This window comes from Pseudomonas sp. SIMBA_068 (genome assembly GCF_046534705.1).
GTDB classification, from domain to species: Bacteria; Pseudomonadota; Gammaproteobacteria; order Pseudomonadales; family Pseudomonadaceae; genus Aquipseudomonas; species Aquipseudomonas putida.
Map to the genome: position 1 here is coordinate 117,973 of NZ_JAWRYI010000004.1, position 14,457 is coordinate 132,429.

The 14,457-nt window shown below is 62.4% G+C and carries 10 protein-coding genes; all 10 read right to left on the minus strand.

The features are described from left to right. Positions 1-9: 9 nt before the first annotated feature. The gene (locus SB756_RS12185) at positions 10-1,467 is read right to left on the minus strand and encodes an MBOAT family O-acyltransferase (RefSeq protein WP_016498002.1); all 1,458 of its coding nucleotides are present in this window, start codon (positions 1,465-1,467) and stop codon (positions 10-12) included. Between the two features lie 198 nt (positions 1,468-1,665). Beyond that, positions 1,666-2,769 carry a mannuronate-specific alginate lyase gene (locus SB756_RS12190; RefSeq protein ID WP_410910899.1) on the minus strand — a complete coding sequence of 368 codons (1,104 nt, stop codon included), beginning with the start codon at positions 2,767-2,769 and terminating at the stop codon, positions 1,666-1,668. An 8-nt stretch (positions 2,770-2,777) separates the two neighbouring features. Next, positions 2,778-4,217, minus strand: a complete 1,440-nt coding sequence (locus SB756_RS12195; protein WP_410910900.1) for an alginate O-acetyltransferase — start codon at positions 4,215-4,217, stop codon at positions 2,778-2,780. A gap of 13 nt (positions 4,218-4,230) precedes the next feature. Further along, the gene (gene algG / locus SB756_RS12200; RefSeq protein WP_016498005.1) at positions 4,231-5,790 is read right to left on the minus strand and encodes a mannuronan 5-epimerase AlgG; all 1,560 of its coding nucleotides are present in this window, start codon (positions 5,788-5,790) and stop codon (positions 4,231-4,233) included. 22 nt (positions 5,791-5,812) lie between these two features. Further along, positions 5,813-7,291, minus strand: coding sequence for an alginate export family protein (locus SB756_RS12205; protein WP_410910901.1), 1,479 nt, complete (start codon positions 7,289-7,291; stop codon positions 5,813-5,815). Beyond that, positions 7,288-8,715 (minus strand): alginate biosynthesis TPR repeat lipoprotein AlgK, encoded by a 1,428-nt coding sequence (algK, locus tag SB756_RS12210; RefSeq protein ID WP_410910902.1) that lies wholly within the window; start codon positions 8,713-8,715, stop codon positions 7,288-7,290. Before algK ends, SB756_RS12205 begins: the two co-directional genes overlap by 4 nt. 12 nt (positions 8,716-8,727) lie before the next feature. Beyond that, complete coding sequence (locus tag SB756_RS12215) at positions 8,728-9,894, minus strand: alginate biosynthesis protein Alg44 (protein WP_016498008.1); 1,167 nt, start codon at positions 9,892-9,894, stop codon at positions 8,728-8,730. 37 nt (positions 9,895-9,931) lie between these two features. Then, positions 9,932-11,413 carry a glycosyltransferase family 2 protein gene (locus SB756_RS12220; protein WP_016498009.1) on the minus strand — a complete coding sequence of 494 codons (1,482 nt, stop codon included), beginning with the start codon at positions 11,411-11,413 and terminating at the stop codon, positions 9,932-9,934. A gap of 74 nt (positions 11,414-11,487) precedes the next feature. Next, a complete protein-coding gene (locus SB756_RS12225) occupies positions 11,488-12,804 on the minus strand; it encodes a nucleotide sugar dehydrogenase (RefSeq protein WP_016498010.1) in 1,317 nt (438 codons plus the stop codon). 863 nt (positions 12,805-13,667) lie between these two features. Further along, positions 13,668-14,447: a peroxide stress protein YaaA gene (yaaA, locus tag SB756_RS12230; RefSeq protein WP_341796731.1), complete on the minus strand. Its 780-nt coding sequence runs from the start codon at positions 14,445-14,447 to the stop codon at positions 13,668-13,670. Between the last annotated feature and the right edge of the window lie 10 nt (positions 14,448-14,457).

A 14,457-nucleotide genomic window follows, 5' to 3' on the forward strand; every position in this document is an offset into this window, starting at 1 on the left:
TCATCGGCCTCAGAACTGGAAGTACAGGAACGGCGAGTAGCTCTGCGCCGAAAGCTTGAGGATCGAGGCCACGAACAGCAGCAGCACCAGGGCGCGGGTCATCACCCGGGTCCAGTCCAGGCCGATCGAGCCGTCGTTGTTGACCTGCACCGGCGTGGCCTGGGGCGCTGGCTTGGCATTGCGGTAGAAATCACGCAGGCCGAAATACGCCAGGGAGATATAGGCGACTACCAGGGTGGCCACCTGCAGGCCGGTCAGCTGGGCGCTGTTGAGTTCGGACAACTGCCAGTCGCCGAAGCTGAACATGGCGCCATACATACGGCCGGCCACGTGCAGGTTTTCGGCGCGGAAGATCACCCAGCCGACCACCACCAGCAGGAAGGTGAAGGCCCATTTGACCGGGTTGAAGCGCTGCGGGTTGGTGTCGAGGCCAAGCGCACGCTCGATGGCCAGCCACATGCCGTGCCAGGCGCCCCAGATGATGTAGGTGAAGTTGGCACCGTGCCAAAGGCCGCCCAGCAGCATGGTCAGGAACAGGTTGCGGTAGGTGTTGAAGGTGCCTTTGCGGTTACCGCCCAGGGTGATGTACAGGTAGTCGCGCAGCCAGGTCGACAGGCTGATGTGCCAGCGCCGCCAGAACTCGGTGATTGACTGGCTGATGTACGGCTGCTTGAAGTTCTCCATGAAGCGGAAGCCCATCATCAGGCCCAGGCCGATGGCCATGTCGCTGTAGCCGCTGAAGTCGAAGTACAGCTGCGCGGTGTAGGCCAGCGCGCCCAGCCAGGCGTCACCCGTGGTCGGGTTTTGCAGGGCGAAGCAGTGGTCGGCGACCACGGCCAGGGTGTCGGCGATGAACACTTTCTTGATGAAGCCCTGCATGAAGCGGGTGCAGCCTTCGGAGAACTTGTCCAGGGTATGGGTGCGGTTGTTGAACTGGTCGACCAGGTCCTTGAAGCGCAGTACGGGGCCGGCGATCAGGTGCGGGAAGATCGCCACGAATGCTGCGAAGTCGATCAGGTTGCGGGTAGCCGGGGTGTCGCCGCGGTACACGTCGATGATGTAGCTGATCGACTCGAAGATGTAGAACGAGATACCGATCGGCAGCAGCACGTGGGTGAGGATGAACGGCTCCAGGCCGAACGAGGTCATGATCGCGTTCAGGCTGTCGACGCCGAAGTTGGCGTACTTGAAGTAGCCAAGAATTGCCAGGTCGACGCCCACGCCGAGCAGCAGCCAGCGCTGGGCGGGTTTGGTGCGTACGCCGGCGGCACCCACTTTCAGGCCGATCCAGTAGTTCCACAGGGTGACCCCGGCGAACAGGGCCAGGAAGTCCACCCGCCACCAGGCATAGAAGATGTAGCTGGCGACCAGCAGCAGCAGATTGCGATAGCGTTGCCCGCTCAAGTAATACAGGCCGAGGAAGATCGGCAAGAACAGGAACAGGAACACGTTGGACGAGAAGACCATCCCGGTTCTCCTAATTTGTTCACAGCATCCAGGGCAAAGCGCCCCCCAAACCCCCCAGTGCAAGACTGGAAGGCAACTTAGATCCCTGTGGGAGCGGGCAAGCCCGCGAACAAGGGCGAAGCCCTTGCCATGCACCGCGGTGGCTTCTTCGCGGGCATGCCCGCTCCCACAGGTTCCGCCCCCGCAATGGGGGTCAATTCATTTCTTGCTCTCTGCACTCGGGTCGTAGACCCGGGTCACATCGCCCCCCAGCCGGAAGCTGTTGAATGGCTGCATGTCGTGCTTGCGCTCAAGCGTGTCGCCAACGCAGTGGTACAGCGCACACCAGGGCTCGAGCCAGGCGTACTTGCCGTCGACCTTGAGGTCGGTCATGTCCTGTTTCTCACCGGCACGCGCCTTGAAGTGGCTGGGATCGCGGGCACCGGCCAGCACGCCTTCACCCAGGCGCTGCAAGGCGAAGTTGTTCTCGGCGCGCAGGTCGACGCCATTGGCCTGGGCGAAGCTGGCAATCATCGCCAGCGGCGGCAGGGCGTAGTTGTGGTAAGCCAGCGCACGCTGCTTGCGCTTGATTTCGTTGGGCAGGAAGCCTTGGTCATCGATCTGGTTGGCGCCGACCTTGTATTCCTTCACGGCCCAGTCGAACAGGTCGTGGCGGTCGGTGGCGACGGCGGTAGCCATGACCGACCAGGCGGCCCAGTAGCTGTGGTTGTTGATCTTCTCCAGCGGCAGGTCGCTCCAGTCGCGCACGGTCTGTTCGGCCAGGCGGGCGAACCATTTTTCGATCAGCTCGGCCTCGGCCCGGTGTGCGGCCAGTGGCTGCGAATTGGAGAACTTCAGGCGCAGCCACGAACCGCTCATGCTGCCCAGCGCCCATTTGCGCATCGACTTGCCGGTGTGGTTGTAGTCGGTGGACAGCAGCGCATCGGCGCGGGCCCAGGTGCCCAGCCACTCAAGGGTGCAGTCGAGCTGCGCCGGGCGGCCGTCGCGCATGTACTGGCCAACCATCTTGCTCACGCCTTTCTCAAGGGTGGTGATGTCTTCGGTCGACTTGCGGAAGGCCTTTTCCGAGGCTGCGTTGAGCGTCGCCCGTGCCTTGTCCGAGCCTTCATACTTGCTGCGGAACTGCAGTGCGCCGGTGTAGGGCTTGGGCGCCGCTTCACAGCGGAAGTTGCCGTCACCGGTCTTGAGCTTTTCGATCCCCTCGTAGTAACCCTGGGGCGGTACCAGCGCGGCGTGCGCGGCACCGCCGAACAGGGCCAACGCGAGGAGGGCGGGGCGAAAGATGTGCTTCAGATGGGTCATGGGTCGCCTCACTGGCCGGCCTGCGCGGTTTGCGCAGGCACGGCGAAGTTGTTGCGTTTGCAGAGCTTGGCCTCGACCTTCTGGGTGCCGTTTTCCGGCCCCTGTACCTCGAACGCCAGCAGGCTCTGGCTGGCCCAGTCTTCGTCTTCGCGCATCTGGAAGACAAAGCGGCCGTCGGTGTCGGAGGTTTCCGGTTTTTCCAGCTTGATGTCCTCATGGCGCCCGTTGAGGTACCACAGGGTGGCTTGCAACACCTTCACCGACGGGTCTTCGAACTTGACGTCCATCTGCAGGTTGCGGTTGATCAGGTCTTTGATCACGCCGCCCTTGCCGTTGACCATCAGTTCGTTCTTGCCGGGCTTGAGGGTGGTGCTGGCGCTCATCAGGGCCGGGCGGTCGTCGCAGCCGTCATCAAGCAGGCCAAGGATTTGCCGCCAGATGGTTTCCTGGTCCAGGCGGTACAGCGGGGAGAATTCCCACACCAGGATCTTCGGCGGGTTCTTCTGGAATTCCTCGCTGCCCAGGTACTGGATCATCGAGCCTTCCAGACCGCCGCCAGGGAAGGCGACGTTGAGCACGTCGGCGCCGATGTATTGCTCGAGGAAGCCCGAGAAGTTGTAGTTCTTGCCACTGTGGCTGGTGCCGACCAGGGTGATCTGCGCGTTGCCGCTGTCACCGAACAGGTCGTCGCCGCCGCTGGAACCTTTCGGCTCGGTGGCGAACTGGTCCATGTACTGCACCGCGTAGCTGGTGCCGCACAGTTGGCCGGCGACGTTGTGCAGGGTGCCGGTCTTGCCCATGCGCCCGGATTTCTTCGTCTCGAATTCCTTGCGCGGGATGCCTTCGAAGGCCGGCATCTTGTGCACGGTGTCGGCCACGATTTTGGCAGCGCGCTCGGCGCCATATGGCGTCCAGTGCTGGTCGCCACGGAAGTAGAAATCCTTGCCCTGGTCGGCGGCGGCCAGTTGCTCGTTGGTCAGCGGCGACAGGTCGGGCACGTTGTAGCCCATGCTGGCGAAGCGCTTGAGCATGGCCTGGTAGTTGCCCAAGGCCTTCTGGTAGTCGAAGGCGGCTTTCTCGGCCGGGTTGAGCATGTTGCGGTTCACCAGGCCACGGGTCGGCTGGTACACCACCACCAGTTCCACGCCGCGCTTCTTGAAGGCGTCATGCACTTGTTGCAGGCGCTTGTAGCCGGCCGGGGTGGTGTTGAACTCGGTGCGCAGGTCTTCGCGGGTACGGAACAGCCAGTCGCCCTTGGCCTGCACCAGCGTAGTGAAGTTCTGCTGGTAACGGGTGGTGTAGCGGCTGGCGTCGTGCGCTTCGGGGCACAGCTGGCAGCAGGGCTCGGCGCTGAAAGTGGGGGCCTTCACTTCTTCGGCGCGCACGCCTTGGCTGATCGTCAGGAGGGCAGCGGACAGGCCCAGCAGTTTCATCAGGTGTGGAGTCATGGTCTGGGCTTCCTTAATCGATCATTTCGGTCTGGCGTTCGACCGGGTCGATCAGCACAGCCTTTTGCTGGCGCACCAGCAGGTCGAGGATTTCGTCCTGGCGCTCGCCGAGGATGCCGTTGAGGCTGATGCCGCTGGCCTTGCGCGGGGCGAGCATCGACACCTTGTACAGCTCGACCGACAGCGGCGAGTCGATCGACAGTGGGCCGGAGCCATTGGCCGCCAGCTCGCCACCCACCACGATCAGCGACACCTTGGTGTCGAACGGGTCAAGGGCGATGTCGCGGTCGGTGTCGGACAAGTCCTTGATGTGTCCGTACACGCCCACCAGGCCGTTGGCCATGGCGACGTTTTCGTACAGGCGAATGTTCACGCTGTTGCGCACGCGGATGCCGTGGCGGCGATTGTTGATCAGCTTGTTGCCCCAGATCAGGTTGTCGCCGCTTTCGTACAGGGTGATGCCGTCGGTGTGGTTGCGGTAGATCTGGTTGTAGGCGATCAGGTTGTTGACGCTGTTACGGTCGATCACCACGCCCGAGAGCTTGTTGTCGTAGCTCTTGTTGTTGATGATCCAGCTGTCGTTCACCTCACGCGAAACGATGATGCCGTGCTTCTTCTTGGTGCCGTACACGGTGTTGCCGGCGATGATCAGGCGGTGCGAACGGTCGTGCGGGTCGATGCCGTAGACGATGTTGTCGCGGTAGGTGCTGTCCTTGACCACGAAGTCCTGCGTCTCGTAGCAGTAGAAGCCGTACCACATGTCGCTGAACTCCGAGCCGATGATCCAGCCGGTAGGTTCCGGGCGGCCCATGCGCTTGGCCATGTTCGGCGTGTACTGCGAAATGCTCACGCCATACGACTTGGACTTGGCATAGCCGAAGCTGGCCATCTTCGTGTTGACGATGTAGGTCTCGGTACCGCCCCACGACAACAGGAACGGGCGGAATTCCTTGGGTGAGCGGAAGGTCGCCGGGCCGTTGTCCTTTTCCCGCCAGCCGGTCACCTGGGTGTCGGTGACGAACAGCTTGCCGTCATTGACCAGGAACGAACCGCCCTCCTGGGACAGGCGCAGCTGCTTGACCTTACCGTCGATCTCAAGGATGCCCTTTTGCCCGACCACGATCGGCAGACGTGCCAGGTAAACCCCTGGCTCGACCTCGCTGAGGTATTGCTTGGGCACCTTCTTGCTCAGCTCGACCAGGTCGATATGGCCGTCATCGACGAAGATCGCCTGCGGGATGCCGTGCTGGCGCTGCACCCACTCGGCTGCCTTGTTGTCGCCGCCGACGAACTCCTTGAGGGTGTCCTCCTGGAACATGCGGCGCAGGCTGACCTTGCCTTTGTGGCGGCGGTCGATTTTCTTCTGCACCGCTTCGGCGGTGAAGCCGGTCAGGTCGGGCAGCTTTGGCGGGTCCATCTGCAGCGGCTCGATCGGTGCGCTGGCCACGGTATAGGTCTTGGCCTGCTGCAGCTCCTTGGCGATCACCTTAGGTTCTGCGGCAGCGACCAGGCCACTGGCCAGCAGCAAGGCGCTGGCCAACAGGCTGTGACGTAAGTGCGGGTGAAGGTTCATAACGGTCAGTCCCCTACCGGCCTCAGAAGCGCCAGATCACATCGACGAAGGCGCGGTGCATGTACGAGTCCGCTTCCTTGCCGTAGGCGTCGCCCGGCTTGAACACACCGGCACGCAAGCGCACCAGGGCGGACGGTTCGTCGATGGCCTGGCTCATGGAAGCTGGCAGCAGGCCTTGCTTGAAGTACTTGGTCACGACTACGTCCATCTCTTGGCCAAGGTCTTTTTCGCCATCGACCAGCGGGCGGTTCACGCCGTTGTCGTTGACCACCGCGTTGATGCCGCTGGAGCCGATGTTCTGGTTGCCGTCGACACGCCAGAACTTGTGGTAGATCAGGCTGGCGTCGTAGTCGTCGCGCAGCTGCCACGAGGCGAACAGGGTGGCCGCCTGCAGGTTGCCCAGCTCGCCGCGGAAGGCTTCGCCGAAGCGGTGCACGCGCGAGCGGGTGCCGGTGAAGTTGGAGCGGTTGCTTTCAAGGCCGGTCTGCTCGAAGTTGTTCGAGCCGTCGTCGCCACCGCCGCCGCTGCCACGGGCGTAGGCCGCACCGACCTGCCATTGCGGGTCCAGGCGCAGGCGGATGCCGAGGTCGGTGGCCCAGGCATTCACGTCGCCGCTTTGCTTGCCGGTGGCAACCTGCTCGTTGCCTACGGCCTGGCTGCTGAGGGTGTCGCGGTCACCGGTCAGCCAGGTGACGCTGCCCCAGTAGTTGACGGTGTGGTCGTTGCGCCAGTTGTAGGCGTCACTGTTGGCCTCAAGGCCCAGCCAGGTCAGGTCACCGGTACGGGTCTTGTCCAGCGCATCGACGGTTTCGCCCGGGTTCTTCAGGCTGCCGCTGTCATGGGTGTGGTGGGCGCGTACGCCTACCCAGTGGCCGGGGGTCCACTGCGTGGCTACGTTGCCGTAGATGTGCGTGCGGTCCTTGTCTTCCGGGGCCAGTTCGGTGAGGTCGGTGCGGTACTCGCTGAAGCGCTGGGCCACACCCAGGTCGGCCTTGAGCAGGGTGGTGTCGAAGGTCCAGTTCAGCGCTTCGATGTTGGTGTCGCGCCACATGCCATCGTCGCTGCGCAGGCGTTGGCGACCCAGGCGCAGTTGCTCGCCTGGGTAGGCGGTGAGGCCGCTGTAGCCGACCCAGAACTCGCGCATGGCCAGGTAGTTCTTGTCAGGTTGGCGGCTGTCGTCACCGGTTTCGGTGCTGGTGCCGTCGTCGTTCTGGCGCAGGGTGTCGGTTTCGATGGTATCGGTGGCGGCGACTGCCTGGCCCATTGCATAGGCACTCCAGTTACCGCGCTCGCCGTACACCCAGGGGCGCAGGTCCAGGCCCAGGCCGTTGACGTCGCCGCCAGAACGGGTGCCCAGGTCACGGTCGTCCTCCGACTGGCCGGTGATTTTCACATCCAGGCCGAAGTTTTTCTCGGCGGTCATTTCCGCCAGGGTCGGGCAGGACCACAGCAGGGCGAAGCTCAGGCCGATGCCAGCTTTCACGAAGGGATTAAGCGTCATAGCGAGTCCTCACCGTCTACTTCTTTTTCGTCGTCTTGCAGGGCTTCGATGGCCAGGGTGCTGTTGCCCCCCTGCGCCATGCTGCCGCGCGCCTGTTTCTCTTGCGCCAGCAGTTGCTGGGCCTGGCTGCGCTGGTCAGGGGTCAGTTGCTGGTCGAGCTGCTGGAGCATTTCTGTCGATTGCGGCGTCGGGTTGGCCTGGGACAATTGCGCGAACACCCAGGCGTTGCCTGGTTGCGGGCGGATGCCATGACCTTCGCTGAACAACTGGGCCAGCGCATAGTCGGCGCTGTTCTGCCCGCCACGCGCGGCGGCCAGCAGGTTGTCGACGGCCTTCTGCGGCTCGACATTGCCCAGGTAGCCGCGGCGGTACAGCTGGCCCAGGTAGTAATGGGCGCTGATTTCACCGGCGTCGGCGGCGGCTTGCAGGTGCTGCTCGGCTTTTTTGGCGTCGGCCGGCAGGGTCTTGCCTTCGTAGTACAGGCGGCCCAGCAACAGTTCGGCGCGTGGCTGTTCGGCCTCGCGGCCCTTGTCGATGTAAGCCAGCAACTGGTCGGTGTCGCCCAGTTCGGGGAAGTCGTACAACAGTTGCGCCAGGCTGACCCAGGATGCCGGGTTGGCCGGGGCTACCTGTTCGAGCAGTTCCTTGGCGGTTTTCTCGTCGGTCTGGCCCAGGCTGCGGTCGGCCAGTACCCGGGCAACGCTGTCGACCCGGGTGGCCGGTACGGCGCCACGGGCGTAGGCGGATTTCAGCTGGCCGAGCAGGGCGGCTTGCTGGTCGGCCTGGCCACGTTTCTGGTAAACGGTGGCCAGTTCGACGTAGCAGATGTCGGTGGTGCTCAGCGCGGCCTTGCAGATCTTTTCCACGTCGCCCAAGTGCTGATCGTAGGTGCCCTGGGTGCGGTACAGCAGCACCTGGGCCAGGCCCGCTTCGGGGTTGCCGGCGGCGCGCCACTGGTCGATCTGCTGCTGTGCATTGACCTTGGGGAAGCTTTGCGGGTAGCTGAGGTAGAGCATGGCCAGCGGAATCAGGGTGTTGCTTTCGCCCTGTTTCGCGGCCTGCTTGAGCAGGGTTTCGGCTTCCTCGCGTTCGGCCTGGGTGCTGTCGGGCTTGGCCACCAGCAGGCGGCCAAGGCGCGCCTGGGCACGGGGCGAGGTGGCGGCCGCGGCGCGGTAGGTGGCCTCGGCTTCCTTGATTTGCGACGGGTCGCGGGTGGCCACCTTGATGTCCGCCAGGCCCACCTGCGCTTCGCTGTAGCCCAGGTCGGCCAGGGCCTTGTAGTTGCGCTCGGCCAATGCTGTGTCGCCGCGCTTCAGGGCTTCGTTGGCCAGGCGCTGGTCGGGCAGGCCGGCACAGCCGGCCAGGGTGATGGCCGCAGCCAGGGCACACAGGCCCAGGTTTGCGCGCTTCTTGTAGGGAATCATGCGGTGATCCTCTTACAGCCCACGGGCCACGGCTTTGTCGATCAGCCAGTTCATTGACGGGCCACGGTCGCTGTTGACCGCTGCCGGGCGGCCGGCGAGTTCGGCGGGCATGCCACTGTCAGGCTTGATCTGCACGCGGATGTCGGAGGACAGGTCTTCGCTGTTGAGGCTGGTGCTGCTGACGATCTGGCCGGTGCGCACTTCGTCTTCGCCGGCGACCTGGAAGTTGACCCGGGTACCTGGCTTGACCTCGTCGAACTGGCGGTAGCTGAAGCGCGCCTCGACCATCGGCGTGGTGGTGCGCGGGATCAGCTGGAAGATCGCCTGACCCTTGGCTGCGTACTGGCCATCGTCCACCAGCTGGCGGGCGACCACGCAATCGCAGGGGCTGGTGAGGGTGCCTGACAGCTGCTTGCCGAACAGTTCCTCGATCTTCGCCGGTTCCAGCTGCGCGTCGTCCAGGTTGCCCTTGAGCATGTCCAGCATGCTGGTGGTGAAGCTGGCCAGTGGTGCGCCCTTGGCGATCTGCCCACCGCTTTCGACCAGGCTGCTCACAGTGCCGTCGCGCGGCATGGTGATAGTGGTGGTCGGTACCGCGACCACACCGGCTTCGGCGTGGCTGACGAAGTACATGCCGTACAGCGACTTGGCGACGAAGCCGAACGCCGCAACGCCAACCACGAACACGCCGAGGGTGACGGTAACCGCCTTGAGTCGGCCGAAGGCGCTCAGGCCCGAACCACCGTCCTTCTGCTTGCGTGCCTTGGTGAAGTTGTCGCGCTGCAAGGTGCTGAGCACATCGCCGATGCTGATCAGCTCACCCGACAGGTGGCTGGTGATGATGTGTCGCAGCGTGGCGATGTCGCGTGGTTCAAGGTTCTGGAACTGCGCACCGGTACGGCCATTGTCCGGATTGTACGAGCGCACCTGGAACTCGATGTCGATCGATAGGCCCAGGTTGTCGACCACGAACTGCAGGCGCCCGCGCAGCACATCGCCCACCGACAGTGGCTGCTTGGTGTGGAAGCTCAGGCCACCGGCGGAAAGGTCGTCGACCTTCACTTCGTGGGTTTGGCGCTGGGCGTCCAGGAAACGCAGTTTGGCGGGAATGCGTACCCGGGCGTGTTGGCGCTGGGCTTCGGACTCATGCACGACATTGACGTTCACGGCGGTATTCATGGTGGTTTGTTCCTGTTAGATCCGATCCGGGTTTGGCTCACACGACCATGAACAGCACAGCAACGAAGATGCTGGCAGCCGAGAAGGTCATGGTCCGCGAGGACCAGGTGTTGAACCATTGTTGAAAGCTGGCGAGGTCACGCTTGAGGGCAGTGGGCTGACGCGTCCACGACTGCTTGTCGAGGCGGAAGAACACGTAGATCTTCATCAGCGCGCCGATGATCTGGTTGTAATAGAGAATCAGCGGGTAGGCCGGGCCTACGTTGTGGCCGGAGCACAGCAGCATGATGGTGAGGATCAGGCGGGTGATGCCGATCCACAGCAGGTACACCAGCAAGAAGGCCAGGCCGAACTTGAGGCTGGCGATCACCGCCACGGTCAGGCCCAGCAGGCTGGTCCACATCGACACGCGCTGGTCGAACAACACGATGCTGGTGAACAGCCCCAGACGGCCCAGGCCCAGGCCCAGCGCACGGGAGTTCTGCCGCAGGTTGTTGCCGTACCAGCGGTACATCAGCTTGCGGCTGGCCTTGAAGAAGCTCTTTTCTGGCGGGTGCTCGACCGTGTTGATGGCGGCGTCCGGCACGTAGAAGGTGTCGTAACCCAGGCGCATCAAGCTGAACCAGCTGGATTTGTCGTCACCGGTAAGGAACTTGAAGCGGCCCAGGCGCCAGTGCATCAGCGAGTCGCTTTCGACGTCGGCGATGAATTCGGGGTTGGTCACTACGCTTGCGCGGAACATCGACATGCGCCCGGTCATGGTCAGCACGCGCTTGGACAGGGCCATAGAGCACATGTTGATGTGGCGCTGGGCGAAGCGCAGCTTGTGCCACTCGCTCATGATGTAGCCGCCACGTACTTCGCAGAACTCGTTGGTGGTCAGGCCGCCAACGTTGGGGAATAGCTTGAACCACGGCACGGTCTTGCGGACCACGCCATCGGCCAGCACGGTGTCGCCGTCGATCACGGCCACCACGGCGTTCTCGTCCGGCAGCATGCGCGAGATGGCGCGGAAGCCGTAGGCCAGGCCATCGCGCTTGCCGGTACCGGCAATGCGCACGATGTCCAGCTTCACGTGGGCCGGCGGGTTGTACTTGGCCCACAGGCTCTTCACCAGCAGTTCATCCGACATTTCCACCAGCGAGCAGACCACGGTGGTGGGGAAGCCGCAGTTGATCGCCTCGCGGATCACCGAGCTGTACACCTGGGCGGTGGTCAACGCCTCGATACGGAAGCTGGTGACCATCAGGTATACGTGCGACGGGTCGGTGGCATCGCCCATTTTCTGCACCTTGCGGCGCAGGTACGGGTACACGCCGTAGAGGAAGATCATGCCGCGGATGAAATGGGTGGCGCCCATGGAATAGCGCCAGATGCCGACTGCGCCGACCAGGAAGATGAAGTGCTTCGACTGCGAGTCGAAGATATCGGCTGGCAGGGCCAGGGCGATCAGCATGAGCAGGCTCATGTAGAGCAGCCACCCGGCGCACTGCAACAGCACGGTCTGGAGCCTTTGCATGTTCAGCATCCGTCGAGAATTCGGGAAAGGGTGGGCGACGCAGGCTGTGAGGCCTGCACCGCCCGGCCGAGGGCTTACCAGCAGATGCCTTCGGTACGGCTGGTGGTGCAGGTCGGTTTGCTCATGAAGCCGACCAGGTCGATCACCTGCTTGCCGGCTGGCGCTTGCTGGGCCAGCGCGCGGAACTGCTCGTCACGGTTGCCGAGGACGATGATGTCGGCGTTGTCGATCACCTGCTGGAAGTCGGCATTGAGCAGCGACGACACGTGCGGGATCTTCGACTCGATGTAGTCCTTGTTGGCGCCGTGTACACGGGCGTACTGGACGTTCTCGTCGTAGATGTCCAGCTGGTAGCCCTTGCCGATCAGGCGCTCGGCCAGCTCTACCAGGGGGCTTTCGCGCAGGTCGTCGGTACCGGCCTTGAAGCTCAGGCCGAGCAGGGCGACCTTGCGCTTGTCATGGGCTTCAATCAGCTCGAAGGCGTTCTGCACCTGCGATTCGTTGCTGCGCATCAGCGAGTCGAGCAGCGGTGCACGCACGTCGAGGCTGGCGGCACGGTAGGTGAGGGCGCGCACATCCTTTGGCAGGCACGAACCGCCGAAGGCGAAGCCAGGGCGCATGTAGTACTGGGACAGGTTCAGCACCGTGTCCTGGCAGACCACGTCCATCACTTCACGCCCATCAACGCCTACCGCCTTGGCGATGTTGCCGATCTCGTTGGCGAAGGTGACCTTGGTGGCGTGCCACACGTTGCAGGTGTACTTGATCATCTCGGCCACTTCGATCGGCTTGCGGATGACCGGTGCGTCGAGTTCTTCGTACAGGGCTTGCAGGATGTCGCCGCTGGCAGTGTCCAGTTCGCCGATGACGGTCATCGGTGGCTGGTCGTAGTCCTTGATTGCGGTGCTTTCACGCAGGAATTCCGGGTTGACTGCGACACCGAAGTCGACGCCGGCTTTTTTGCCCGAGCAGTCTTCGAGGATCGGGATGACCACGTTCTTGACGGTGCCCGGCAGCACGGTGCTGCGCACCACGATGGTGTGACGGCGAGTGGTGTCACGCAGTACGTAGCCGATTTCACGGCATACCGACTCGATGTACTCCAGGCCCAGGTCGCCGTTCTTCTTGCTGGGCGTGCCCACGCAGATCATCGACACGTCGCTGGCACGGATGGCTTCAGCGAAGTCGGTGGTGCCACGCAGTCGGCCGTTGGCGATGCCCTGTTGCAGCAGTGCTTCCAGGCCAGGTTCGACGATGGGCGACTTGCCCTGGTTGATCAGGTCGATCTTGGTGCTGGACACGTCCACACCGATCACTTCATGGCCACGCGCCGTCAGGCAGCCTGCACAGACTGCACCTACATAACCCAAACCAAAGATGCTGATACGCATCGCTATCACCTCATGTGTTTATCACGCCGACGCCTCCGCAGAGAGCCGGGCTGGATTGATTAACATCAGTTTTCGGGCGCACGGGTCCATGGCGAATGCACACTTCGCCGAGCGCAGGCAAAATAAATCTGGAGCGCAAAAAGTTATGCACTCAAAGTTGGCAGTAAAAAGCCATTAATTAAAAAACGTGCCCTGAAATGCAGCCGTCTTTATTGCAATGCGCTACTTGGCGCGTTGCTGTGCTTGTTTTTTCAAGTGGATAAATCCTTTGAAATCAACCACTAGGACGATGTGTAAGGGACGCTTCTCCTGCATGGGACAAGGTTCTCGGGGGATCCCGTGCTACCTGTCGAAGTTACCAGGGCGGGTAGTAGATACCTGCCGTTGTCATCTGTAAGTCATCTCTCACAGCCCGTAGGCAGGAAAATCGTTACGGCACTATGAGCGATCTCCCGCAGGAGAAGTTCCTGAGCGGGTTTCGCCCGAATGAAAGATTTCTAAATATTTATTCAGTTATGGGCAGTTTCAAATTGATAGCACACGGGTGTTTCACCCCCGTGTATCAAGGGTGAAACTGTTACGAGATATTTTTATGCCAGCATCCGAAAAAAATTTTCAGAATTCGTCAAAAAAGGTATGAACGGTCTTATGGCGTTTGGCGATAAATGTATGCATGGTGGTTTTTTGGCGCCGAAATAGTGACATGGTGGCGATTTGCAGCGAGCCCCATTGCAGGGCGGGGGGGACGTTTCATGGCAGCAGGCTCTTCGCAGTTAAAGAAGCTTCCACAGGTGTGGCGCTGGCCGGTAGCTCATCGCGCATCCTGTGGGAGCGGCTTTAGCCGCGAAGAGGGCGTCACAGGGTCAGTCCGAGGGATGATCCCGCAAAAACACCAGATGGTCCGGCTTGGACTGCTCGGCACTGTAGTAGTACCCCTGCACGTCGAACTGCTTGAGCTGTTCCGGGTCGCTGATGCGCTGCTGGATGACGAAGCGGCTCATCATGCCGCGGGCTTTCTTGGCGTAGAAGCTGATGATCTTGTACTGGCCGTTCTTCAGGTCCTTGAAGTCGACATTGATCACCCGGGCCTTCAGCGCGCTGCGTTTCACTGCACTGAAGTACTCGTTGCTGGCCAGGTTCAGCAGCACGTCATCGCCTTGTTCGGCCAGGGCCTGGTTCAGCCATTCGCTAATGCGTGTACCCCAGAAGGCATACAGGTCCTTGCCGCGGGCGTTGGCCAGCTTGGTGCCCATTTCCAGGCGGTAGGGCTGCATCAGGTCGAGCGGGCGCAGCAGGCCGTACAGGCCCGAAAGCATGCGCAGGTGGTCTTGCGCGTAACTGAAGTCGTCCTCGCCCAGGCTCTCTGCGTCGAGGCCGGTGTACACGTCACCCTTGAACGCCAGCAGGGCCTGCTTGGCATTGGCCGGGGTAAAGTCCGGAGTCCAGCTGCCGAAGCGGGCGGCGTTCAGGCCTGCGAGCTTGTCGGACAGGTGCATCAGTTCGCTGATCTGCGCCGGCGACAGTTCGCGCAGTTGCTGGATCAGTTCCTGGGAGTCGTCCAGGTACTCGGGCAGGGTGAAACGCTCGGTTACAGGCTTGGTGTCGTAGTCGAGGGTCTTGGCGGGGGAAATCACCGTCAGCATCGGGTCGGCT